A 25798-nucleotide genomic window follows, 5' to 3' on the forward strand; every position below is an offset into this window, starting at 1 on the left:
TTTTGCTTCACAAAAAAAGCATGCTTTTTAGCATGCTTTTTTTATTATTAAAATGATGAATTTATACACGATGATTTATAGATGGTCATAACGATGAAAAAGAAAAATCGAATTGTTGCTCTTATTCTTGCCATGTTCTTTGGAATTCTAGGCCTAGATCGCTTCTATCTTGGAAAAAAACTGAGTGGTTTTTTAAAATTAATTACGCTAGGTGGGCTGGGGTTTTGGTGGTTTATCGACTTCACTCTACTGCTGATCGATGCATTTCTTTATTCTCTTGGGAAAGATACTGGATTTGTCAAAGATGCAGCTCATAATAATCTTCGTTATGGGCTTTCGCTTTATCGATTAAAACATGGCAAGTTTGAAAAAGACTGGTTTGCCAAGCCTTAAATTTTATTTTACTCAAAATAAGCATGAAGAGATTGAATATCTCATCTCTTCATGAATGATCGAATAGAGATCACCTTCAATCATCTTTTCCCTTAATACCACTGTACAATCTACCTCAGTGTTTTGTGTGCTTATCATCAAAGTGTTGATTGAATAGACTATAGTACTGCTTACACAATTTTCAATGAATTTATTTGTCCTGTTCCGCTGCATTTGCATTAAGATAGGCACTTGGTTTTTGGTTCATCTTTTTATTAGGTCTTGCTATGTCACAGGCGAATGCCAATTTTACAAAAAATTCTCCAAACACAGAGAGTAAAGTGAGTGACTCAGGTCAGTTAAAAGAATTTCGTACCCCACCGCATAATTTAGCTATTGAACAAGCTGTTTTGGCAGCCTTAATGACCGTTGCCGAATCTTTTGAACAAGTGGGTGACTTACTCAAAGAAAATGATTTTTATGCGACACGCCATAAATATATCTATCGTGCTATTGAAAAATTAGCCCTTGAGAACTCTCCGTACGATGCTGTATTGGTCAATGACTGGTTACTCAAACAAAATCTACTCGATGCCATTGGCGGTGAAGAATATTTAATGCAACTAATGGCAGATTCGCCATCGAGTTTTTACAATCTTGAAACCTATGCCAATAAAATTAAAGAATTTTCAACACTTCGAAGCATGATCAAGGTCAGCAGTGACATTTTACAAAATGCCTATGACACCAAAGGTCGCCCGGTCAGCGAAATTTTGGATTTAGCTGAAACCAATATTTTTTCGCTGGCCGAACAGCACAATAACAACAAAAAAGATGCAGGCCCAAAATCGATTAGCTCGGTAACCGCAGATGTCATCACCAAACTCGATGAACTATCGAAACTTGATGGCAATATTACCGGGCTATCTACTGGTTTTCTTGAGCTTGATAATAAAACTTACGGAATGCAGTCTGGCGATATGATTATCGTGGCCGCACGTCCATCAATGGGTAAAACTACTTTTGCCATGAATTTGGTCGAAAGTGTACTTTTCAACTGTAATTTACCTGCGTTGGTATTTTCGATGGAAATGCCCGCAGATTCGATTGCCATGCGTCTGATTTCATCTTATGGCAAAGTGCATCAAGGGCATTTACGTTCGGGCAAGCTCGACGGCGATGAATGGTCGAAAGTCACAGGTACAATTTTACAACTTCAAGAAAAGCATTTGTACATCGATGACTCCTCTGCACTTCCACCCACAGAAGTTCGTGCACGGGCTCGACGTATTGCCAAACAACATGGTGGCAAACTCGGCTGTATCATGATCGATTATTTACAGCTCATGAAAGTTCCGGGCATGGGTGACAACCGTGTAGGTGAGATTGGTGAAATTTCACGAAGTTTAAAAGCACTTGCCAAAGAGATGGAATGTCCTGTGATTGCACTATCTCAGCTCAACCGTAGTTTAGAAAATAGACCCAATAAACGTCCGGTCATGTCTGATTTGCGTGAATCGGGTGCGATTGAGCAGGATGCCGACTTAATCATGTTTATTTATCGTGATGAAGTCTATAACAAAGAATCTAAAGAAGCAGGCACCGCCGAAATTATCATTGGTAAGCAACGTAACGGCCCAATTGGTACTGTGCGATTGGCTTTTGAGGGACAGTACACACGTTTTAGTAATCTCTCGCCAGAGTATTACAGCCAATACGATGACGAAGAGTAAGTTAGATTTGCAAGGGAGTAATCAGGGTGCGTCAAGCGACAGTCTACATCGACCAAACAGCACTTCAGCATAATTTTAATCGTGTTAAAGCGCTGGCACCAAATGCCAAGGTGGTGAGTATGGTCAAGGCCAATGCTTATGGGCATGGTGTCAAAGACTGTTTAGATGCCTTAAATGCCACAGATTCATTTGGGGTGGCGTGCTTGAGTGAAGCCTTAGAAATCCGACAAGCTGGCTATCAACACCCTGTGACACTCATAGAGGGCGTATTTTCAGAACAAGAAATGCCTGTTGTACTTCAGCACCGATTCGAATGCGTGGTTCATCATGCTGAGCAGTTAAACTGGCTGCTTGCTCACAAAACACAATATATTGCGCAAGGACTTAAGGTCTGGGTCAAACTCAATAGCGGCATGAACCGCTTGGGTTTTAAACCAGAAGTGATTATAGATGTAATTAAATTACTACAATCTGAAGGTTTTCACTGTGTTTTAACTATGCATTTTGCCAATGCAGATGAGCCTGATCATCCTATGAATCGGCAGCAGATCGACACCCTGCTGAGCATTCAATCTCAATGCGCACCTATTGAGCTCTCGTGCTGTAATTCAGCCGCGATCTATAACTGGCCAGAGTTGCATTTTGATTATGTCCGCCCAGGTATTATGCTTTATGGTGCAAGCCCATTTGCAGATCGAAGTGTAGAAGAATTAGGCCTGAAACCGGTTATGCGTTTAACTGCCAGTGTGATGGCAATTAATCATCTTAATACGGGTGATCGTGTTGGTTACGGTTCACTATTTACTGCACCCCATGCAATGGACATTGCCATCGTTTCGATTGGCTATGGTGATGGCTACCCGCGTGCCTTTATTGAACAAAATTATGTTTCAATAAATGGCCAATTAAAGCCACTGATTGGTCGCGTGAGTATGGATATGCTGGCTATTGATATCACAGATGAACAGATTGAACTTGGAGCAGAAGTCGAATTGTGGGGCGAAAAACGCTTGGTCGATGATGTAGCTAAAGCCAATGGAACGATCGGCTATGAACTGCTGTGTCGTCTTACGCAACGTCCACAGCGTCAAAAAATTTAAATTGAGCTGACTGCATTTATCTGGAATAAATTTAAGTCTTTATTCCAGATAGTCTTCTTCAGGTTTAGGAATTTCATGTAGACCACGGCGCAAAGTCTCAGACCATTGTCGGCTGATCTTTTGAAAATACTCATCTTGTTGAGTGATTCGTTTCCCTCTTGGCATTTTCAATGTATCCGCACGATAAACCAGCAAATCGAGTGGCATACCCACAGATACATTTGATCTGAGCGTCGAGTCAAACGAAATTAAGCTACAGCGTACAGCTTCATCGAGTGGCATATCGTAGGTAAGCGCACGGTCTAGAATCGGCTTACCATATTTACTTTCGCCAATTTGAAAAAATGGCGTATCTTTAGTGGCACAGATAAAATTCCCTTGAGGATAAATATGATATAACTGCATTTCAGTATTACCAATTTGTCCGCCTACCAACAAGTTACAATAATAATTACTTTGTTCTTGGGTATCATCGGTCACATCTGCAATGATTTTACGTAAAGTACGCCCAACATGCTGCGCCACCTCAAACATGGTATTGAGCGTATAAATATTTGGCTCTTCTTGCAACGTTAACTGATTACGCAAATGTCCAATCACCGCCTGAGTCGTTGCTAAATTTCCGGCAGTTTGAATCGCAATAATACGATCCCCTTCTTTACCAAAAGTATAAAGTTTGCGAAAAACCGAGATTTGATCCACACCTGCATTTGTTCGTGTATCACTTATAAACACTAAACCATCTTTTAAACGTAATGCACAACAATAGGTCATATATTCCACTTCCATCTAACACGCCAACACTTGCACCGTTGATATCATCTTTTCAATACCCCCCTTTTCACGAATCCCCCGTACAGGAGCGGCATCAAAATAATCACGTCCTATTGCAACATAAATTAACGTGTTTGGCTCAAAAATCTGATTACTGACATCGAAACAATGCCATTTTTCGTCAAAATACACTTCCGCCCATGCATGGCTGGCCAAGTGCGGCGAATTATTATCATACAAATAACCAGAAATATAGCGCGCAGGTAATCCAAGCGCCCTACACATTGCCACCATAATGTGGGCATGATCCTGACACACACCATTTTTTAACTCAAACGCATGCTCCGCAGTGGTTTGCACTGTTGTCGATTCAGGCAAATACGAGACGTGACTTAAGATACGTTCACTCAAAACACGCAAACTATTGAGCGTTTTATTACTCATAATAGACATCGCAAAGTCCAGCATCTCAACCGAGCATTGTGTCGCAGGTGTATGTTGCAAAAACAATTCCACAGGTAGGTGCAGTGCATGGTTTACACCACTTTGAGGAGACAACTCAATTATACCCTGCGCCATAATGGTGAGATTCAGATAATTAAAACGTTGCGACGAAGTCATCCAAATATTATCAAAGATATCGCGCTGAACATCATGTACACCTGGGACACTGATGTCCCAGTTATGTACAGTTTGATGCGCTGAACTTTGGGGAACCATCTTGATATACTGGATACTGTTACACGCCATTTCACTGTAATGGTAATGAGTTTGATGGTTCACCATTAACTTCATGCAGTTCCCTCAAACATTAACTGCAATTGATCGCCAAAGTGATAAAGTGACATGGTGTCTGGAGACTGCTTCAATGAAATCCAAGCATCATCAAGTGCAGTCCATCCCAATTCATTTAATAGCCCTACAATCACATCGATTTCATTTAATACCGCTGATGGGTCTTGTTTAAACCGTATCAGACTGTCTAGCAGTTCAAGCTTTTGACCCAAACTAAAAAACAAAAAGACATCTTCAGATTCAGACTCCAGCAGCTCATTACATTCCGAAACAACATCGCATATATAACCCGGCTGACTACTGGCATTTTTCACTAGTTGAATCATTTCAGCGTATGTATTTGCACTCAATACGGCGCGCAGTTCATGAATATTATCGCGTGCCACTGCAAACTGGCTCATTAATGAAAATTGCTGTTCAGGATCAAGTGCCAAGGTGTTGAGTGATGCAGCATCATAAGCTGGCAAACAAAACGCATGACTAAAATCAATTGCCTTTTGATCGTCCGTAAAAGGGAGTTTATTGCAAAAGTACTGGATGCGCGTTAAATAGCGCCCTAACCAAAAAATATTATTCGCGTTTGAACTAAGTAAAATCATAAAGTTCCTTCCTGATTTAGTTAGGAATGCAGTGCATCAACAACCCACGTATCTTTAATTCCGCCACCCTGTGAAGAATTAACCACAAGAGAGCCTTCTTTCATGGCAACTCGGGTTAAACCACCAGGAACAATTTCAGTGCGATCAGGTGAAGTCAGTACAAATGGTCGTAAATCGATATGACGTTCAGCAATACCATCCTGAGTTAATGTCGGAGCAACCGATAGATCGAGTGTAGGTTGAGCAATATATAAATGCGGATGCGCAAGGATTTTTTTTCTAAATTCGGAAATTTCAGCAGATTCAGCTTTTGGCCCAATCAACATTCCGTATCCTCCCGAGCCCTGAGCCTCTTTAACCACCAGACGCTCAAGATTACCAAGTACATAGTCTAGATGTTCATCCAGGCGGCACTGGTAAGTCGGGACATTCTTTAAGATTGGAGTTTCATTCAGATAAAAGTTAATCATGTCATCGACATACGGATAAATCGATTTGTCATCGGCCACACCCGTTCCCGGTGCATTGGCAATCACCACACGATTTTTTAAATATGCAGACATCAAACCTGGTACACCTAAGCTACTGTCAGGTCTAAATGTAAGCGGATCTAAAAATGCATCATCGATACGACGATAAATCACATCGACACGTTGACGACCACGTATCGTCTTGACATAAACCGTATCGTTTTCAACATACAAATCGCGACTAGTGACTAAAGGAACGTCCATTTCTCGGGCGAGAAAGGCATGTTCATAGTAAGCACTATTGAATCGACCCGGTGTCAATATCACAATTAAAGGATTATCCACATGTGCATTTTCGGCCAGAATCGCCTTGAGCACTGTTGGATATTGTTCGATTTCATGTAGCTTGTTTGCAACACAAAGTTCTGGCATCAGTTTTTTACTGATTTTTCTGCTTTCCAGCATATATGAAACACCAGAAGGTGTACGTAGATTATCTTCTAAAACAAAAAACTCACCTTTTCCATCTCGAATAATATCGATACCGCTAATTTGTGAATAAACCTGCCCTTTTAAACTGTGGTTCAGCATATGTGGCTGAAAAGCTTCGTGGGTCATAATTTGTGTATGCGGTACAATACCTTCTTTGAGTATATTTTGATGGTGATAAATATCGTCTAAAAATAAATTAAGTGCCTTAACCCGCTGTTCACAACCTGTAGAAATTTTTTCCCATTGTTTTGTTTCAATAATTCGTGGAATAAGATCAAATGGGATAGTTCGCTCTGTTCCTTCCTGATCGCCATAAACCGTAAACGTAATTCCCTCATACAAAAAATGCTGCTTCGCATGAGTGTTTAACTGTTTTAACTCCTCCAATGAATGAGTCGATAGCCATTGTTCAATTTTTTTTGATGCTTCTCCATTAGACGTTACATCATCCAGCATCTCGTTAAAAAACTTAGATTTAAGTTGATCAAAAAGATTTGTGCTTACGCTAAGCTGGTTCAGAAACGAAGGCTGGGTTGATAAAACGTTGGTCAATTTTTCTTTCATATAATGCTCACTTATCGTATGCAAGTCTTTCTCTTCTTCTAACATACAGACCTCGCCTTTCTCGTTTACTTATTTTATGACTAGCAAATATGATGCCATTTCGCTGTCTCTTTGTGTTTCTTGTCTTACATAATGAACCGAGTTGTGATGTATTTCATCTATTAACCTGTATCAAAATATAGGCAATATTGTTCTTACATTCTTGCCAAACCAAAATAGTTTTTTTAAGGTGTAGGTAATTAAAGTATTTTGTTTGATTTAGTCGCTTATGTCTTCACAAGAAAAAGAAACATCGAATAGCCTCTTTCGCCAGTGGCACATCTTATCACGACTCTCGACCGGAAAATGGATGGGCACACGTGAATTGCAAGAAATTTTAGAGCGTGAAGGCATTGAAATCAGTTTGCGTACCATACAGCGAGATTTAAACCAGATTGCACAACGATTTCCAATCGAAAGCAATAAAACCGTTCCTCAGGGATGGCGCTGGCGAGCAGATGCACCGCTACAAAGTTTACCGCACATGACCAGCTCTCAGGCCGTTACGTTTATGATGGTGGAACAGCATCTCAAACATTTACTTCCACCCAGTTTGATCGACGAAATGAACCCATGGTTTGATCTGGCTCGTCGAAGCCTGTCTACTCAAAATAACGTCAGACAGTGGATCAATCGCGTTCGGATTGTACCTGCTAGCCAACCTCTGATTCCACCCACTGTCGACAAGCAGGCTCAGCAGGCAATTTACGAAGGTTTATTGCAAGACAAGCAAATCGAATGTATTTACACACCACGCAATATTCAGGCAGATGAAAAAACCTATATTTTAAATCCACTTGCATTGGTTCAAAAAGGTGCAATTATTTATTTGATCTGTACTCGTCATGGTAAAAGTGAAGTGCAAACCTTTGCCTTGCACCGTTTTAAATCAGCAACTGTACTGAATTCGCGCGCTTTGCACCCCGTCGATTTCGATATCGATGACTACATTGAGTCGGGTGCCCTTGGTTTCCGTTTTGATTACAGTAAACCGACCGAGATGATTCAGCTCAAACTCACCGTTAATGAAAGTACGGCGCAGAGCTTTTACGAAAGCCAGCTTACCAAAGAACAGCATATTCAGATGATCGATGAAAATCTGTATGAAGTGAGCGCTGAAGTGCCGTTTACATCACAATTGGTATGGTGGCTCAGAAGTTTTGGTAAAAAACTCATTCATATTGAACCAGCCGAACTTCATCAAGCCGTCAATGAAATAGAAGAATAAAAAAAAAAGAGAGCAACTATGCTCTCTTGAAAATCGTTTTTATTGCTGTTCTTAGTTTTGCGCTGTCAGTTTTTATTGTACAGAACTTGCCACATGAAGCCCCGCTCTTCAGTGTGACACCCGTAATACGTGTTAAGCCATACATGAAAAACAGCATGCAAGGTCATAACCGTTGTAACGAATGGATTTCATGGTCATAAACATTACCTCTTGCTTTAGAATGTAAAGACACTATAGAAAAAATTTGATCAGATGAAAAATAAGAAAAAACGCACAGAATATGCATTTAAATGTTTAACAGTATTTCTGCTTTCGTCTTTACGTTCATAAAAAAAGCCCAATCAAAATTGGGCTTTTTGTTCAGCATAAGGCTTAAACTATGCTGTTTTCTTTAATTGCGCATTTTTTCGGATAGTAATCATAATGAGCTGAACGGCTGCAGGAGTTACACCCGGAATGCGATGCGCTTGAGCTAGCGTATCAGGACGAACGGTTTTGAGCTTCTGCGTAATTTCTCTTGATAAACCAGATACAGCGTCATAATCAAAATCTGTTGGAATTTTTGTTTCTTCAAGACGCTTGAGCTGTGCGACATCTTCGTGCTGACGATTGATATAGCCTTCATACTTGACTGCAATCTCAATTTGCTCACCCACATGTACAGCAACATCTGAACCTGTAAGCTCAGCAATTTGGGTAAAGTTAATGTTTGGGCGTTTAAGCAAATCGATTGCACTGCACTCTTTACTTAAGTCGGCACCAGTCATTTCGACAAACTTTTTACCCATTGGGTTGTTTGGTGCAGCCCAAAGGTGCGCCAAGCGTGCCGTTTCAGTTTCAACTGCTTCCATTTTTTCACAGTAAGCTGCCCAGCGGATATCATCGACCAATCCAAGTTCACGTCCGATCGGGGTCAAACGCTGATCTGCATTATCTTCACGTAGCATTAAGCGATACTCGGCACGTGAGGTAAACATACGGTAGGGTTCTTTCGTACCCAAGGTAATTAAGTCATCGACCAGCACACCCATATATGCTTCATCACGTTTAGGCGTCCATTGTTCCTGATCCCATGCACGACGTGCTGCATTTAGACCCGCCAATAGACCCTGCGCACCAGCTTCTTCATAACCGGTTGTGCCATTGATCTGACCTGCAAAGTACAAGTTCTGGATCGCTTTAGTTTCTAGAGTAAATTTTAATGCTTGCGGATTAAAATAATCGTATTCAATGGCATAGCCTGGACGCAAAATATGGGCATTTTCCATCCCGCGAATTGAACGAACCAATTCAAACTGAACATCAAACGGCAATGATGTTGAAATCCCGTTCGGATAAAGTTCGTGCGTATCTAGCCCTTCAGGCTCCAAAAATACCTGATGTGAATCTTTATCGGCAAAACGATGAATCTTGTCTTCAATAGATGGGCAATAACGTGGACCAACCCCTTCAATCACGCCCGTATACATTGGTGAACGATCCAGTCCACCACGGATAATGTCATGAGTTTTCTCGTTGGTGTGTGTGATATAGCAGCTTACCTGCTCTGGATGCATGGATACATCACCCATAAACGACATCACAGGAGATGGAAAATCACCTGGCTGAGCCGTCATGACAGAAAAATCAACCGAGCGTGCATCAATACGTGGTGGCGTACCTGTTTTAAGACGTCCCACCGGAAGTTTTAACTCACGTAAACGATCAGCCAAAGCAATAGAAGGCGGATCACCGGCACGACCACCGCTCGACTTTTCTAAGCCAATATGAATCACACCGCCCAAAAACGTACCTGTGGTCAAAACCACTGTTTTGGTGTCAAAACGAATGCCCATCTGGGTGACAACACCTTTGACGGTATCACCTTCTACAATCAGATCATCGGCTGCTTGCTGAAAAATATCTAGATTTGGCTGGTTTTCAAGTGAATCACGAATAGCCGCTTTATAGCGTACACGGTCTGCCTGTGCACGCGTAGCACGAACGGCTGCACCCTTTCTTGAATTGAGAATTCGAAATTGAATCCCCCCTTTATCTGCTGCCAGCGCCATAGCACCGCCCAAGGCATCAATTTCGCGAACCAAATGCGATTTACCAATACCACCAATGGCCGGATTACAGCTCATCTGCCCTAAAGTCTCAATGTTGTGAGTCAAGAGCAAAGTCTGTCGTCCCATACGTGCAGCAGCCAATGCCGCCTCGGTACCTGCGTGCCCGCCACCGATCACGATAACATCATAAACTTTAGGATAATGCATGGCAAAAAATCACCAGAAAAAAAAGACGGAACATTATAGCAAAGTTCACCCTAGGATCATGCATGTTATTACAAAATTATTGATACAAAATTCATAGTCGCACACAGGTTTTGACAATTTGTTTCAGTATTAAAATAGAAAGCAATAGACTTTTTTAAAATCAATTTTAGAATAAAAAATGTACCACCACTTATGAATCACTTTCAAAATCAAATTTATATAATAGGTATGCAAAATGAAAAACATCATGTTAAAAACTTTTTCTGTGGCAATTGTCAGCTTAGCAGCAATGAGTATGGCAAATGCTGAAATGACCAAAGCAGAAACCAATGCTCAGATAAAAGCGTGTATGAAGAAAAAGCAAGGTGACTGGGCCTCTTATGGCTACAAAGGTGTCACATTCAATGGTACCTGTCAGCCAAACGCCGATGGCAAACTGCAGTTCAAAGCACCTGCGCCATAACCCAAACGATTCAAATTATTTCGCCCATTAAAAACACAGGTTTTAATAACCTGTGTTTTTCTATGTATCAATGATCTATGAAATAACATAAAAGTCACGACAGAATTAAAACAACAGCTCATTCAGGATTTAAAAAATGGATTTAGGTATTATTACGGTATTCCTCCCCATTGCGCTTGCCATTATCATGGCTGGGCTTGGTCTGGAACTTCGCCCTCAGGATTTCACACGCGTTGCTAAGCACCCTAAGGCAGTTTTACTGGCATTAGTATGTCAATTGGTCATTCTGGTTGGAATTGCTTTTTTCATCTGCAAACTGTTAAGTCTTTCACCCCTTCTTGCCGTTGGCTTGATGTTGCTCGCCGCATCACCGGGTGGGCCCACAGCAAATTTATTCAGTTATTTATATCAAGGTGATATTGCACTCAATATTACGCTTACTGCAATCAACTCGGTCATCGCCGCGTTTACCTTACCTTTTATTGTCAATCTTGCAATTCAACACTTTATTAATGACGGTCAGCAGCTCGGATTACAGTTTAGTAAAGTGATTCAAGTGTTTTTAATCATCTTGGTTCCAGTCTGCTTGGGCATGATTATACGGCATACTTTGCCTCGTCTGGCAGACCGCTTGCATAAGCCCGTACGCACCTTTGCTGTGGTCTTTTTGGTGTTTATTATTTTGGCAGCGCTTACCAGAGAGCGACATAATATTATGGAGTACATTACTCAAGTCGGACTGGCAACTGCACTTTTTTGTTTTGCAAGCCTGTTCATTGGTTACTTTGTACCACGCTACTTCGGTATTAATAGTACGCAAGCTCGCGCCTGTGCGTTTGAGATTGGGATTCATAACAGTACATTGGCCATGACCATTGCGCTCACGATTTTATCGAGTACCACCATCGCCATGCCAGCCGCTATTTACTCAATCTTCATGTACATTTTTGCTGCCCTCTTCGGCAGTATGTTGAAGCGTTATTCACCCATAACGACTAAAAATAAGATGGCTATAAAAACCGAGTAAAGCGCCATAAATACGGATAAATCGTATGGCTTAAGAAATTAATGTTCTGGCTTTGCATTTATCCGTTACAATACCGCTTTAGAAGAAAATTTAGGTCTCATTCCCGTGAAGTGGTTACAAATACACATTACTGTCGATCAAGAACACGTTGATTTCACTGAAACATTGCTTTTGTCACTCGGAGCAGTCAGTGTCACTTTAGATGATGCAGAAGATCAGGCATTACTTGAACCGCTTCCAGGCGAAACACCGCTTTGGAATAAAGTGATTGTGACTGGAATTTATCAGGAAGATGAGCAAGATCCAATCGATGTTGCCAAACTTGAAGCGTTTTTAAGTGCGCAATTGCCTAATGCACCAATGCGTCATGAACAACTTGAAGATCAAGTCTGGGAACGCGCATGGATGGATTACTATGATCCGATCCAAATTAGCGAGAAGTTCTGGATTGTACCTGAGTGGCTAGAAGCACCCGATGCAGATGCAGTCAATATTAAGCTTGATCCGGGCCTAGCTTTTGGAACCGGTAATCATGCCAGTACATTCTTATGTCTGCAATGGTTGGGGCAAACCGATCTAAAAGACAAGACGGTGATTGATTTTGGTTGTGGTTCAGGCATTTTAGCCGTTGCAGCGCTTTTATTGGGTGCTAAAAAGGTATATGCCACCGATATCGATCCGCAAGCGGTACTTGCAACCAAGCAAAATGCCGAACTCAATGGCGTACTTGATCGTCTGTATGTAGGTTTGCCTGAAGAGTTCGATGCAGAATTTAAATCAAAAGAATCTCAAGCTGATGTATTAGTGGCAAACATTTTGGCTAGTCCACTCATGATGCTGGCACCAGAATTTGCAACGCTACTAAAACCCGAAGGCGAATTTGCACTTGCAGGCGTGATCGAAGAACAGGTTGAAGATGTCTCTGCCGTTTACACGCAGTATTTTGATATCTTGCAAATCGAGAAACGCGAAGAAAACTGGTGTCGTATTTCTGGAAAACGCCACGCGTAAGCTTTAGACGAGGCTGGTCTATACATGAGCGCCAAACAAACCCGCTGCCCTCAGTGCAAAACGATTTACCACGTAACGCAAAAACAGCTTACGCTGGCTCAGGGTATGGTTTGTTGCGCAAAGTGTAATTTCACTTTTAATGCCATCACACATTTGTATGTACCAGTAACGCTAGTTGATAAATTTGATGAGCTGCATCATGTTACATCCGCCATACAGCATGACAATGAAAAACCCAATGTGCTTGAGATTTTTCAGCAGAAAATTGAAAACTCCAATATTGACTTATTAACCTATCTCAACAATTTAAAATATTTTCAAAGTATAGACAGCTTAAATTCTCCATTGCTGTATTTATCGAGTGACCGTGACAACTTGCGTCAGCAGCAAATAAAACAACGGAAAAGTAAACACTGGAAATACTATCTTATCTGGTGTGTGATTAACTTAATTTTATTTGGCTTATTATTGTTGCAGATTGTATGGTTTAATCCAGAGCTTGCGGCGCATTATGAAATCTTGCGTCAACTACGCGCATTATATTAATTGCTGGTTTCTTTAAAGACTCAGTCCGCTTGCCGACAGCATGTCGGGTGATGACTCATTTACCTGCCTCTGCGCATCATATTTCATCAATTCACCTGTTCAATCGTGATGCTTATACAATGACTTAATAAATTCGAAGACGATAATGACACTTTTTATATCGAGTTTATTCAATATAAAAAATCATATCAGCTTGAGTACGATTAAATAAATCTATCCAAACCCGATATTTTAATTAGAATTTACGATTGGCAAATTTTAAAATCGTTTTATTCGCTCTAAGTTAGGTTTTATAAGGCCTAGATATTCAAAAAAAATACAAAAAATTTAAAAAAAATGCAGTTAATTTGCTCACTTTTGTTTAGACAATGGTATGATACGCGCCACGAAAGCTTAGCCCTACATCGTCCTCGCGATTTACTCACAATAATCATTATTGTCATGCGTGCTTTATCAGAAGATAGTGCGTAGCGTGGCTTTTTTGTTTTTTAAATCGCAGCGGTAACAAATATTAAATTATTGTTACGCTTATTTTTCATACAAATGTGAGGAGTTGTGGCAAGCTAATTGTTTCCAAGTTTTAGAACCACTGTTTTAGGATCTAAAACGGGGTTCAGTAATTTTTAGACCACTTTTATATACTGCTTTACCCAAGCGGTATTTGATTTTCGGATTAACTCGCATGAATAGCAAATCTCCTATTTTTACTGCACAATCTGATGTTGCTCTACGCATCCATGTGGATCGCGCAGTTCGCCATTACTTTGCACAACTGCAAGGTGAGCAACCATCACAAGTTTACGACATGGTGCTGGCAGAAATGGAGAAACCTCTTTTATCTGTTGTTCTAGAATATACGCGTGGTAACCAAACCCGCGCTGCTGAAATTTTAGGGCTCAACCGTGGGACTTTACGTAAAAAGTTAAAAGCTCACGGTTTGATGAGTGAATAATTGATAAAATGCTCACGTTCTCGTGGGCATTTTTTATGCCTATTTGTTTTAATCTGTTTGACTTAAACCGTTGACTTTATCATGACTATTAAACGCGCTTTGATTTCTGTTTCTGACAAAACAGGAATTGTTGAATTTGCTCAGAATCTTGCGAAACTTGGGGTAGAGCTTTTATCTACTGGTGGAACTTACAAGCTACTCAAAGACAATAACATTGCTGTAGTTGAAGTTTCAGAACACACTGGCTTTCCAGAAATGATGGATGGCCGTGTAAAAACACTTCACCCTAAAATTCATGGTGGTATTTTGGCTCGTCGTGGTCTGGACGAAGCCGTAATGCAAGAACACAACATCGATCCGATTGATCTTGTTGTGGTCAACCTCTACCCGTTTGCTGCAACCGTGGCGAAGCCAAACTGTTCTCTTGCAGATGCCATTGAGAATATTGATATTGGCGGCCCAACAATGGTTCGCGCTGCAGCAAAAAATCACGCGTCTGTTGGTATCGTGGTCAATGCCAGCGACTACGCGACAGTGATTGCAGAACTTGAGCAAAGCGGCGCATTATCATACGAGACACGTTTTGATCTTGCAGTTAAAGCATTTGAACATACCGCTCAATACGACGGTATGATCGCGTCTTACCTTGGCGCACGTGTGGGTAAAGAAGAAGGTCAGGCAGATTCATTTGCACGTACCTTTAATACACAGCTTCAAAAAGCGCAAGACTTACGTTACGGTGAAAACCCGCATCAGTCAGCTGCATTTTATATCGACCCGCAAGCCACTGAAGCCTCTGTTTCTACGTCGAAGCAACTTCAGGGTAAAGAGCTTTCTTACAACAACATCGCCGATACAGACGCTGCACTTGAATGTGTTAAGTCATTTGCAAAGCCTGCCTGTGTGATTGTTAAACATGCTAACCCATGTGGCGTAGCCGTATCTTTAGATGGCATTAAAGCTGCTTACGATTTGGCATATGCAACCGATACAGAATCTGCATTTGGTGGCATCATTGCTTTTAACCGCGAACTTGATATTGAAACAGCAAAAGCGATTGTAGAGCGTCAATTTGTTGAAGTAATTATTGCACCTAGTATTGCTGATGGCGTACTTGAGGTTACCGGTGCGAAGAAAAATGTTCGCGTATTGGTATGTGGCGAACTTCCAGCAATTGATGAACGTGCAGCACAACTCGACTACAAGCGTGTAAATGGCGGCCTACTGGTACAAGATCAAGATCTTGGCATGATCAAGGCAGCCGACCTTAAAGTAGTAACTGAGCGCGCACCAACAGAACAAGAAATCGATGATCTGATTTTTGCTTGGAAAGTTGCCAAGTATGTGAAATCAAATGCGATCGTGTATGCAAAAGGCCGTCAAACCATTGGTATTGGTGCAGGTCAGATGAGCCGTGTCAACTCTGCACGTATTGCGGCAATTAAAGCAGAACATGCAGGCCTTGTGGTTGAAGGCGCTGTGATGGCATCGGATGCATTCTTCCCATTCCGTGACGGCATCGATAATGCAGCAAAAGCTGGAATTAAGTGTATTATTCAACCTGGCGGTTCAATGCGTGATGAAGAAGTTATTGCTGCTGCAAACGAACATGGTATTGCCATGGTCTTTACAGGTATGCGCCACTTCCGCCACTAATTAAAACTCATTTAAAGCATAAGAAACTTTCCGGTTCTTTATCTTGACTTACCCTCTCCATGTGAGAGGGTCTTGTACTCAAGCAGCAAGGTAAAGTGAAGGATTTGGTTCTCGACTCATGGAGTATGAACCCAATGAATATTCTCGTTCTCGGTAGCGGTGGTCGTGAGCATGCGTTGGCATGGAAGATCGCTCAAGATCCGCAAGTCACTCAAGTGTTTGTTGCACCCGGTAATGCAGGCACTGCAACCGAAGACAAATGCAAAAATGTTGAACTGGATATTTTAAATAACCCAGCCATCATTGCGTTTGCAAAGGACAATCAGGTTGAGTTGATTATTGTTGGTCCAGAAGCACCATTGGTCAATGGCGTGGTCAATGCATGCCGTGAAGCTGGTTTAAAAATTTGGGGCCCAACACAATATGCCGCACAGCTTGAAGGCTCTAAGGCGTTTGCCAAAGACTTTCTGAAAAAGCATCAGATTCCAACAGCATTTTATGATGTGTTTACTGAAGTAGATGCTGCAAAAGCATATGTAACGCAGCACGGCGCGCCGATTGTAATTAAAGCTGACGGTCTTGCAGCTGGCAAAGGCGTTATCGTCGCAATGACCAATGAGGAAGCCTTTGCAGCCATTGATGACATGCTGGCAGGCAATAAATTTGGTGATGCGGGTTCACGTGTCGTGATTGAAGAGTTTCTCGCAGGCGAAGAAGCCAGTTTCATTTGTATGATCGACGGTCAAAATATTTTACCAATGGCCACTTCTCAAGATCATAAGCGTATTTTTGAAGGTGATCAGGGTCCAAATACTGGTGGTATGGGTGCGTATTCCCCTGCGCCTGTGGTTACTCCAGACGTGTTTGATCGTGTCATGAAAGACATTATGCGACCAACGGTTGATGGTATGGCCAAAGACGGTCATGTTTATACTGGTTTCTTATATGCTGGCCTCATGATTGATGAGCAAGGTCAACCACGTGTGATTGAGTTCAACTGCCGCTTTGGCGACCCTGAAACTCAGCCAATCATGATGCGCCTTAAATCATCATTGGTGGATCTTGTGCAAGCAGGTCTTGAGGGTCAGTTGCCAAGTGAAGCCGAGTGGGACGAGCGTAAATCGATTGGTATCGTGCTTGCAGCAGAAGGTTACCCTGAAACTGTACGTAAAGGCGATGTGATTTCAGGTCTTGGCCAGTCGCCAGAAGATACTAAAATCTTCCATGCTGGCACAGACACGACAGCCGATGGTCATATCATCACTGCGGGTGGACGCGTATTATGCGTAACTGCGCTTGGCGATACCGTACTTGAAGCACAAATCAATGCGCTTGAGGTATGCGGTCAGGTGACTTTTGCAGGCATGCAATATCGTAGCGATATTGGATACCGCGCGATTGCACGCGAACAAGCCTAATTTTAAAGCTTAAAAAAACGCGCATTTTTGCGCGTTTTTTTATTGTTATGATGCCTCTCAGGCTAATAACTCTTTTCAGAAAAACTCATATATATTTTTGTTTATATTGTTTTGCGTTCTGATCAAAAAACACTATACTCGCCTACTTTTAAGATTAACTGACTTTATTGCGTTTAACGTTGGATTGGGATGACTGTCATCTACACATCATCATGTACACACAGTATGATATCCGGACGATATTAAAACGCTGTAACTGGGAAAAACCTGATGAAAAAAGTATTGAGTGTTGTTCTTACCTCAAGCATATTGCTTGCGGCTGGTTGTAGCAAAAAAGAGCCTGAGCAAGGTAATGCAGCTGCTGCAGATCAGACTAAAAAGATCGTGCTGGCGTCTACAGGTTCTGATACCGACGTTTGGAAATTTATTGCGACACTACCTGAAACCAAACAAGCAGGTATTAATCTTGAAGTGAAAAACTTCACTGACTACGTGGCAATGAACAAAGCGACGGCAAACAAAGAAATCGATGTCAATGCATTCCAGTCGTATAACTACATGGTCGCTTACAACACCGAAAGCAAAGATAAAGTTGCACCCGTTTCGACAACTTATATCGAACCAATGGGACTTTATTCTGACAAATACAAAAAAATTGATCAGTTCCCAGCAAAAGCAACCATTGCAATTCCAAACGATGCTGCAAATGAAGCACGTGCACTTTCATTGTTGCAAACTGCTGGTTTAATCAAATTAAAAGCAGACTTTAACCCAATTCAGGGCACAACCAACGACGTCATTGAAAATCCGAAACAGATTCAGCTTAAAACCATTCCAATGGCAACAGCTGTTCGTGTAAAAAGCGATGTTGACGGAATTGTGCTAGGCAACACTTTAGCTATGGAAGGCGGCTTGAACGTTCTTAAAGATGCCGTATTTTATGAGCCAGCAGATCAGTCGACTAAACTGTATGTCAACCTTTTGGTGACTGCTGAAGGACGTCAAAACGATCCTGTATTGCAAAAATTAGGTACGCTTTACCATACAGAAGCAGTGAAAAAATTCATTGATGAGAAGTTTGGTGGTACGAAGGTGGATGTTAATAAGCCGATTAGCTACCTTACTGAATCAAAATAGTAATATAATGGTGTAATTGAAACAGGCAAGGTTGACTTGCCTGTTTTTTCTTTTATGTATAGTTTCTGACGACATGATCCAATTTAAAAACATTTCTAAACACTACGAGCTGAAAGGCCAAACGATTCGCGCACTGGACCAGATTAATCTGGATATTCCGGCGGGCAGTATCTTTGGCATTATTGGCTATAGTGGTGCAGGTAAAAGTACCTTAATTCGTTTGATTAATTTGCTCGAACGCCCAACACAGGGACAGGTCATTATCAATCAAAAAGATTTTACCGCCCTGAATGCAGCATCATTACGTCAGGAACGTGCAAATATAGGTATGATCTTTCAGCATTTTAATTTATTGCAAACCAAAACTGTGGCTGCAAACATTGAAATGCCAATGAAGCTCTTGGGTTATAGCAAAGCCGAGCGCGAAAAACGTTTGATGGAGCTACTTGAGTTCATCGATCTGGCACATAAAAAAGATGCCTTTCCAGATGAGCTATCGGGTGGTCAAAAACAACGTGTCGGTATTGCACGTGCGCTGGCCAATCACCCTAAAATTTTACTTTGTGACGAAGCCACCTCCGCGCTCGATCCACAGACCACCAAATCCGTACTGGCATTGCTCAAAAAGATCAATCAGGAGCAAGGCATCACAATTGTGATGGTCACTCACGAAATGGACGTGATTGAATCTATTTGTGACCATGTGGCTGTAATGGAATCTGGTCATGTGATTGAAACCGGGCCGACCGTGGAAATTTTCAGCCGTCCACAGCACCCAACGACAAAAACCTTTATCCAGACCGTGTTGCAACAACATTTACCGGTCAATATTTTAAATAAGCTCGAACATCAGCATCATCACAGTATTTATCGACTACAGTTTTTAGGCAAATCAGCCCAAGAACCTGTGATTCAATCGATGATCAAGCAGTTTGATATCAGTCTGAATATCTTGTTTGCCAATATGACCGAAATTGATGGCACGGTGATTGGGCAAATGTTTGTTCAATTACTTGGTGACGACACCCTTATCCAGCAAGCGATCGAGTTTTTAGAGCGTCATGGTGTCAGTGTCAATCAAAGTGGAGAACAAGTATGAGAGACGTAATTGTGCAATGGCTGACCGAATTGACACAACCGTTTTGGAACAGTTCACTTTCGATTGATCAGTTTGTCACAGCGCTTCAAGAAACCTTTCACATGGTGTGCTTCTCGCTGCTGTTTGGTGGCATCTGGGGATTTATCCAAGGAATTGTGCTGTTGGTGACACGACCAAACGGTATTTTACCTAACCGATTTATTTATCACTTGCTTAACCCAATTGTAAACGCCCTGCGCTCACTGCCATTTATCATTTTGTTGATTGCCGTGATTCCTTTGACTAAATTCTTAGTGGGAAGTTCAATTGGAACATGGGCCGCAATTGTTCCCTTGACTATTTATATTGGTCCTTATATGGGCCGATTGATTGAAACCTCCTTGCTTGAAGTCAACGAAGGTATTATTGAGTCTGCGCAAGCCATGGGCGCCTCTCCGTTTCAAATCATTTTCAAGTTTATTTTACCAGAAGCACGTAGCTCACTCATTTTAAACTTAACCACAGCCACTATTAGTCTAATTGGTGCAACGGCAATGGCCGGTGCAGTAGGTGCCGGCGGAATTGGTGACTTGGCGATTTCATACGGTTACCAACGCTTCGATACCAGTGTGGTGATTCTCACGGTCATCATCTTATTATTGCTGGTGCAGTTTATTCAAATGCTGGGCGACTGGCTCTCTAAACTTCGCTAGATTGCTGCCCTCTCCGGAGGGTTTTTTTATATCTGAAGCTGTATTTTTTCGTATCTACTGGTGCTGCACTACGCAGATCGTGATTAAATAAAAACAGTACATACCATTTGATCAGGTTATCCGTCATGCGTTATCAAATTGATTATATTGATGTAAAAAACAGCCTTAAAAATTATATCTGGATTATTCGAGACACCCATACTTCAGAAATTGTGGTCATCGACCCAACGGAAGCAAAACCTGTTCAGGACTATTGCCAATTACATCAGCTCAAGCTTGCGCAAATCTGGCTAACACATTGGCATAAAGATCATATTGGCGGTGTGCCAGACTTGATCGAAGGTACCCAAATTCCTGTATTTGGCCCGCGTGAAGAGCTCAGTAAAATTCATTTGATTTCAAATGCACTACAACATGATGATCAATTCAAGTTTCATGACCTACATGTAGAAGTTGTTGCAACGCCTGGTCATACCTTAGGGCATATTGTCTATTTTGTTGAAGCATTACGTAGTGTATTTTGCGGTGATACCTTGTTTGCGATGGGCTGTGGACGTGTATTTGAAGGCACCTTTGAACAGATGTATCATTCACTTAACCGACTAGCTGCACTGCCAACAGATACCCAAGTGTATTGTACCCATGAATACACCTTGTCTAATGCCGAATTTGCCCTGACCATCGAACCCGACAATCTTGCACTACAAGAGCGTTATGAACAGGTAAAGCAGTTGCGAGAACAAAATATCATCACCTTACCATCCAGTATTGAAATTGAACTGGCGACCAATCCATTTTTACGTACCGAAAGCGTTGAAGAGTTTGCTCGAATTCGTACGCTTAAAGATAATTTTTGACACACTACGACTAAAGTTACATATTTATTTACAACTCATCATAAACACAATATGTAACTTTTAAAAAACGGATTATTTTAAATATTATCTTTAAATTCAATAGATTAAGATAAAAACTAAGACTTAAAACCAATTTATTGAGTCAATTTAAATGATCTACTGCTGATTAAATAAACAATATTAATCAGTTGAAAAATATTTAAACAGTTTAGCCCTTTAAAAACTTAATCAAAACCCTTATTAATTTAGATATCAGCGTTACATGAGAAGGAATTTTGAAGTGAAGAAAGTTGTTAAAGCAAAAAATTTAATTGCATTTCGTATTTGGTTAGAAAAGTTAGGTTATTCGGTTAAAAACCTAGCCGATGGCAAAGGTTTTACATTTAGCTTTAAAAAGGAATATGGGCTAGTGACTTGTGATTTATCGGGTAACTCTTTGGCAGTTCAGCTCGGTGAAGAGTTCGAGGATCATCTAAAAGCGTAAATGACAGATGTGTTGATTCTATAAATTTTTTCTAATCATTTTATAGTTTTGAAGAATTCTAAGCTCCATGTGCCGTAACGCGCACATGGGGCTTTCTTGTTTTATATGTGTTTTATCTATAATTGTGCTGAATATATGCTGAGAATATACTAAGGGATCTCTTGTATTATTTATTAGCATGGTGTATAAAAAATACTCAATACAATAAATTACAATATAAAGGTGGGGGCACATGAGAACATTAGAATTTGCTTTAGTTTCATCTACCGTATTTACGTTGATTATTATGGTTTATTTGTTTGGGCAACTGGCTTACAAATAATCCGCTATAAAGCTGAAAACGAACGATTAAAAAACCGATCATTTATGATCGGTTTTTTAATTTGATTCAATATGCTGTCAATGCATTGGCGGTCTATTTTTATTGAGTCATCAATCCCATAAAAATCGCGATAAAAATCATTAGCCCGACCCAGCGATTGTGTCGAAATGCCCAGAAGCACCATTGTGGATCTTTGGTTCTGGTTTTGGTCCATTGATAAATAAAATCGGCAGCGACAATCAGCAATCCAATGATGCCCCACGGAAAAAGTAGGTCTTTCATGAATAAAGCCAGACCAATCAAAACCAAACTACTGATCTGTAATAAAGAAATAATGACGATATCGTATCGACCAAATAGAATCGCGGTCGATTTGACACCAATTTTCAGATCATATTCGCGATCGGTAATCGCATATTGTGTATCGTAGGCAACCGTCCATGCCAAATTACCAAAATACAATAACCAACAAACCAGATCTGGTGTTTGGCCTGCAGCAGTGTAAGCCATCGGAATAGACCACGAAAAGGCTGCTCCTAAAAACACTTGCGGTAAGTGTGTATAGCGCTTCATAAAAGGATAAATGAACGCGAGAAACAATGCGCCAAACGACCAGTAAAACGTATTTAATGGCAAAAACAGCAATAGGCAGGCACTTGCAGCGACCAAAACTAAAAACACCCAAATGGCTTCTATCGGCTGAATCACACCCGTTGCCAGCGGACGCGTTTTGGTTCTGGCCACGTGTCCATCTACTTTACGGTCGGCAAAATCATTAATTGCACAGCCTGCTGCGCGCATAAACAATACACCTAAAGACATTAAAAGCAGGATTTTTAAATTGGGTACCCCTGCACTTGCAATCCATAGTGCCCACATGGTAGGCCAAAATACCAGCTCAGTCCCAATAGGCTTATCAAAACGGCACAGATAATAATATGCTGTAAGTCGTTCTCGCCAGGTGATCGATTGTACGGATGCCATATCTATCCTTAAATGCGATGATGTTGTAAGTACGCTTCAAACGAAGGCAGAAAAGTTTCTTGGACAATAAATTTGCAACCGTGCCACGTATAACAGCTTTGCCGAGTCCACCCCTCATTTAAACGTATGATCCGCCGCTCACACTCAGGCGTGGTTCGCTGAAATAAAAATCGGCCGATCGGTTGTTTACCAATATGTTTAAAAATACGGGCTTTTTTTTGCAAGCTTAAAATGGGGAATATACTTTTGGCCTGAACCCATGGCTGTGCTTCACATCCATAGAGTAAGCTTTCACGCACCCAAGCAATATGTGCCGCTGGCATTTTCATCCATTGACTGTCTATACGAGACATCTGCCGATAACGCTCCGATATAGGTTTCACTGAAAAGGCACCATGTGCAAGATCGGTCAATTGCTGGGTCAGTGAGCCTGATGCACATAACCATTTTTTTAATTCTGGCGTTAAATCATCATTGTATCTCTGATTTAATTGGTTTTTCTGCATGTGCAATCCACTACATTCACAAACTATAGTGTAACCGAAATCGGGCAAAGTTAAACGCTTTGAGCAAGGGTGCGATTCGGCTTTGTTGTTCTATGTTTATTAATTCTTTTTCATTGTCGCTATTTTGAGTTATCATAGATGCCGTTTAGTGATTAGACCGATTATGGTTAGGCATGATGAACGATAAATTAAAATTTATTCTGCTCTACGGTGGTATTTTCTGGGGCAGTGGCTTTACTTTTCTGACGCTGATTCATCGTTATATTTTTATTGATTCAACTTTACCTGAAGCAAGCCTGATCGGACTATATATCAGCTTGTGCTTTGTGGCAGGTTTGATCTGGGGTATCTGCGTATATCGCGGCATTGAAAAAAGCATTTCTTAATACGTATAAACGAATTCATTTGGATTGTTGATAACTCAACAAATCGCCAATAAAAAAGCCTGCGACTTGCAGGCTTTTTATATGAGACGTATTACAAGCTGTAGTACATATCAAATTCAACTGGGTGAGTGGTCGTGTTAAGACGACGTACATCTTCAGTTTTAAGTTCGATATATGCATCAAGCATTTCTTTAGTAAACACGCCGCCTTTTAACAAGAACTCATGGTCAGCTTGAAGCGCTTCAAGTGCCATATCTAGGCTGTGTGCAACTGTAGGAATTTTTGCTTCTTCTTCAGGAGGAAGATCGTACAAGTTCTTATCAGCAGCTTCGCCCGGATGGATCTTGTTTTGAATACCGTCGATACCCGCCATCAACAATGCAGCGAAACCGAGGTACGGGTTCATCATTGGATCTGGGAAACGTGCTTCGATACGCTTGCCTTTCGGACTAGAAACGTAAGGAATACGGATAGAAGCAGAACGGTTACGCGCTGAGTAAGCAAGCATAATCGGTGCTTCATAGTGTGGAACCAAACGCTTATAAGAGTTTGTAGATGGGTTTGTGATTGCATTCAAAGCACGCGCATGCTTGATGATACCACCGATGAAGTACAACGCCATTTCTGAAAGGCCTGCATATTCATCACCAGCAAACAAGTTCTTGCCATCTTTAGAGATTGACATGTGAACGTGCATACCAGAACCGTTATCGCCAACCATTGGTTTAGGCATAAAGGTTGCAGTTTTAGCGTATTGGTGCGCAACGTTGTGAACAGCATATTTAAACTGTTGTACTTCGTCTGCTTTACGAACCATAGTGTTGAAGCTTACACCAATTTCTAACTGGCAAGATGCAACTTCGTGGTGGTGTACTTCTACACGACCAGGCCCCATGATTTCTTCGATTTTGTTACACATCTCAGCACGCATATCATGCGAAGAATCTACTGGAGGAACTGGGAAGTAACCGCCTTTTACACGTGGACGGTGGCCAGAGTTACCAGACTCGTAATCTTTACCAGTTGACCATGCAGCTTCTTCAGCAATCAATGTATGGCGCGCGCCAGACATGTCGATTTCCCATTTTACTTCGTCAAAAACGAAGAATTCAGGTTCTGGACCAAAGAATGCAGTATCACCGATACCAGTTGATTTTAAATATTCTTCTGCACGACGAGCAATCGAACGTGGATCACGCTCGTAACCTTGACCAGTAGATGGCTCAATAACGTCACAAGTTACAACAACAGTTGGTTCGGCAAAGAACGGATCGATAAAACCAGTTTCTGCATCTGGACGTAAGATCATGTCTGATGCTTCAATGCCTTTCCAACCTGCAATTGAAGAACCGTCGAACATTTTACCGTCTTCAAATGTATCTTCATCAATTGAATCAGCTGGGTAAGTAACGTGCTGCTCTTTCCCTTTTGTATCCGTAAAGCGAAAATCGACCCATTTTGCGCCACTTTCTTGTATGAGTTTAAGGACCTTGTTCGCCATGCTCATTTTGCTCCAATGAAGTATTATTGCACTTGTGAAGTGCGTGTTAGTCGTTGGCAGTTATTAAGCAAATCTCGTACCAACTTTAAAAAACACATCTAATTGTTTGAATTTTAATTCAAATTAGATACGCGTCCAGCTACCTGTTTGAACCATTATACTGTTTGCGTTTTGAATTGCACCATATTCAAACATTTTTGAGGCATGCTTTTCACAAAATCCACAAATAGCATCAAAATAGTGCAATTTTAAATAATTGGCTTAATCCAGTGCATAATTTGCGCGATGCAGTGGTGATGTCGATGCACTTTTTATACACTACGCCAGATTTAT

Annotated in this window: 25 protein-coding genes; 17 read left to right on the plus strand and 8 right to left on the minus strand. The window is 41.2% G+C overall.

The features are described from left to right. Positions 1-93 precede the first annotated feature (93 nt). From L2096_RS00870 to alr, 3 genes are all read left to right on the plus strand, one after another. Positions 94-393, plus strand: coding sequence for a TM2 domain-containing protein (locus L2096_RS00870; RefSeq protein ID WP_004938907.1), 300 nt, complete (start codon positions 94-96; stop codon positions 391-393). Between the two features lie 266 nt (positions 394-659). After that, positions 660-2105: a replicative DNA helicase gene (dnaB, locus tag L2096_RS00875; RefSeq protein WP_004938909.1), complete on the plus strand. Its 1446-nt coding sequence runs from the start codon at positions 660-662 to the stop codon at positions 2103-2105. A gap of 26 nt (positions 2106-2131) precedes the next feature. Further along, the gene (gene alr, locus L2096_RS00880; protein ID WP_250364704.1) at positions 2132-3205 is read left to right on the plus strand and encodes an alanine racemase; all 1074 of its coding nucleotides are present in this window, start codon (positions 2132-2134) and stop codon (positions 3203-3205) included. 39 nt (positions 3206-3244) lie between these two features. Here alr and L2096_RS00885 read toward each other — a convergent pair whose 3' ends face one another. From L2096_RS00885 to L2096_RS00900, 4 genes are read right to left on the minus strand one after another with little or no spacing between them, the layout of a single operon-like run. Continuing rightward, positions 3245-3979, minus strand: coding sequence for a proteasome-type protease (locus tag L2096_RS00885; protein ID WP_004938914.1), 735 nt, complete (start codon positions 3977-3979; stop codon positions 3245-3247). A gap of 15 nt (positions 3980-3994) precedes the next feature. Beyond that, the gene (locus tag L2096_RS00890; protein WP_250364705.1) at positions 3995-4774 is read right to left on the minus strand and encodes a transglutaminase family protein; all 780 of its coding nucleotides are present in this window, start codon (positions 4772-4774) and stop codon (positions 3995-3997) included. Then, positions 4771-5373 carry an alpha-E domain-containing protein gene (locus L2096_RS00895; protein ID WP_025094465.1) on the minus strand — a complete coding sequence of 201 codons (603 nt, stop codon included), beginning with the start codon at positions 5371-5373 and terminating at the stop codon, positions 4771-4773. Before L2096_RS00895 ends, L2096_RS00890 begins: the two co-directional genes overlap by 4 nt. 20 nt (positions 5374-5393) lie before the next feature. Then, a complete protein-coding gene (locus L2096_RS00900) occupies positions 5394-6944 on the minus strand; it encodes a circularly permuted type 2 ATP-grasp protein (RefSeq protein WP_250364706.1) in 1551 nt (516 codons plus the stop codon). Positions 6945-7167: 223 nt separating this feature from the next. Between L2096_RS00900 and L2096_RS00905 the strand changes: the two genes are divergently transcribed. Continuing rightward, a complete protein-coding gene (locus L2096_RS00905; RefSeq protein ID WP_004938928.1) occupies positions 7168-8166 on the plus strand; it encodes a helix-turn-helix transcriptional regulator in 999 nt (332 codons plus the stop codon). Positions 8167-8543: 377 nt separating this feature from the next. On the opposite strand, the gene mnmG is transcribed toward L2096_RS00905, so the two are convergent. Beyond that, positions 8544-10424 (minus strand): tRNA uridine-5-carboxymethylaminomethyl(34) synthesis enzyme MnmG, encoded by a 1881-nt coding sequence (gene mnmG, locus L2096_RS00910; protein ID WP_076032144.1) that lies wholly within the window; start codon positions 10422-10424, stop codon positions 8544-8546. A 235-nt stretch (positions 10425-10659) separates the two neighbouring features. On the opposite strand from mnmG, the gene L2096_RS00915 reads away from it, so the two are divergent. The 12 genes from L2096_RS00915 to L2096_RS00970 all read left to right on the plus strand — a co-directional run bounded on the left by L2096_RS00915 (position 10660) and on the right by L2096_RS00970 (position 21766). Then, positions 10660-10887, plus strand: coding sequence for a hypothetical protein (locus L2096_RS00915; protein WP_004938933.1), 228 nt, complete (start codon positions 10660-10662; stop codon positions 10885-10887). A 136-nt stretch (positions 10888-11023) separates the two neighbouring features. After that, positions 11024-11914 carry a bile acid:sodium symporter family protein gene (locus L2096_RS00920; RefSeq protein ID WP_250364707.1) on the plus strand — a complete coding sequence of 297 codons (891 nt, stop codon included), beginning with the start codon at positions 11024-11026 and terminating at the stop codon, positions 11912-11914. Positions 11915-12019: 105 nt separating this feature from the next. Further along, the gene (gene prmA / locus L2096_RS00925; RefSeq protein WP_004938938.1) at positions 12020-12925 is read left to right on the plus strand and encodes a 50S ribosomal protein L11 methyltransferase; all 906 of its coding nucleotides are present in this window, start codon (positions 12020-12022) and stop codon (positions 12923-12925) included. A gap of 24 nt (positions 12926-12949) precedes the next feature. Further along, a complete protein-coding gene (locus tag L2096_RS00930; protein WP_076032143.1) occupies positions 12950-13471 on the plus strand; it encodes an MJ0042-type zinc finger domain-containing protein in 522 nt (173 codons plus the stop codon). Between the two features lie 682 nt (positions 13472-14153). Then, on the plus strand, positions 14154-14423 hold the full coding sequence (fis, locus tag L2096_RS00935) for a DNA-binding transcriptional regulator Fis (protein ID WP_001086304.1): 270 nt from the start codon (positions 14154-14156) through the stop codon (positions 14421-14423). Positions 14424-14504: 81 nt separating this feature from the next. Continuing rightward, on the plus strand, positions 14505-16079 hold the full coding sequence (gene purH / locus L2096_RS00940; RefSeq protein ID WP_004948285.1) for a bifunctional phosphoribosylaminoimidazolecarboxamide formyltransferase/IMP cyclohydrolase: 1575 nt from the start codon (positions 14505-14507) through the stop codon (positions 16077-16079). A 134-nt stretch (positions 16080-16213) separates the two neighbouring features. Continuing rightward, complete coding sequence (gene purD / locus L2096_RS00945) at positions 16214-17497, plus strand: phosphoribosylamine--glycine ligase (RefSeq protein WP_076032142.1); 1284 nt, start codon at positions 16214-16216, stop codon at positions 17495-17497. A gap of 270 nt (positions 17498-17767) precedes the next feature. Further along, positions 17768-18634, plus strand: a complete 867-nt coding sequence (locus tag L2096_RS00950; RefSeq protein WP_004938954.1) for a MetQ/NlpA family ABC transporter substrate-binding protein — start codon at positions 17768-17770, stop codon at positions 18632-18634. Positions 18635-18707: 73 nt separating this feature from the next. Beyond that, on the plus strand, positions 18708-19733 hold the full coding sequence (locus L2096_RS00955; protein ID WP_004938956.1) for a methionine ABC transporter ATP-binding protein: 1026 nt from the start codon (positions 18708-18710) through the stop codon (positions 19731-19733). Further along, the gene (locus tag L2096_RS00960; RefSeq protein ID WP_004938958.1) at positions 19730-20425 is read left to right on the plus strand and encodes a methionine ABC transporter permease; all 696 of its coding nucleotides are present in this window, start codon (positions 19730-19732) and stop codon (positions 20423-20425) included. Before L2096_RS00955 ends, L2096_RS00960 begins: the two co-directional genes overlap by 4 nt. A 125-nt stretch (positions 20426-20550) precedes the next feature. Further along, on the plus strand, positions 20551-21282 hold the full coding sequence (gene gloB, locus L2096_RS00965; RefSeq protein WP_048764088.1) for a hydroxyacylglutathione hydrolase: 732 nt from the start codon (positions 20551-20553) through the stop codon (positions 21280-21282). 280 nt (positions 21283-21562) lie between these two features. Continuing rightward, positions 21563-21766 (plus strand): hypothetical protein, encoded by a 204-nt coding sequence (locus tag L2096_RS00970; protein ID WP_004938963.1) that lies wholly within the window; start codon positions 21563-21565, stop codon positions 21764-21766. A gap of 421 nt (positions 21767-22187) precedes the next feature. Here L2096_RS00970 and ubiA read toward each other — a convergent pair whose 3' ends face one another. After that, a complete protein-coding gene (gene ubiA / locus L2096_RS00975; RefSeq protein ID WP_151765284.1) occupies positions 22188-23072 on the minus strand; it encodes a 4-hydroxybenzoate octaprenyltransferase in 885 nt (294 codons plus the stop codon). Between the two features lie 8 nt (positions 23073-23080). After that, positions 23081-23578, minus strand: coding sequence for a chorismate--pyruvate lyase family protein (locus L2096_RS00980; protein WP_025094455.1), 498 nt, complete (start codon positions 23576-23578; stop codon positions 23081-23083). Between the two features lie 176 nt (positions 23579-23754). Between L2096_RS00980 and L2096_RS00985 the strand changes: the two genes are divergently transcribed. Beyond that, positions 23755-23964: a hypothetical protein gene (locus tag L2096_RS00985; protein ID WP_250364708.1), complete on the plus strand. Its 210-nt coding sequence runs from the start codon at positions 23755-23757 to the stop codon at positions 23962-23964. A gap of 91 nt (positions 23965-24055) precedes the next feature. Here the strand turns inward: L2096_RS00985 and glnA are convergent, their stop codons facing one another. Beyond that, positions 24056-25471 carry a type I glutamate--ammonia ligase gene (glnA, locus tag L2096_RS00990; protein ID WP_171063732.1) on the minus strand — a complete coding sequence of 472 codons (1416 nt, stop codon included), beginning with the start codon at positions 25469-25471 and terminating at the stop codon, positions 24056-24058. Positions 25472-25798: the final 327 nt, after the last annotated feature.

This window comes from Acinetobacter sp. ACZLY 512, from assembly GCF_023614015.1.
Classification (GTDB): Bacteria; Pseudomonadota; Gammaproteobacteria; order Pseudomonadales; family Moraxellaceae; genus Acinetobacter; species Acinetobacter soli.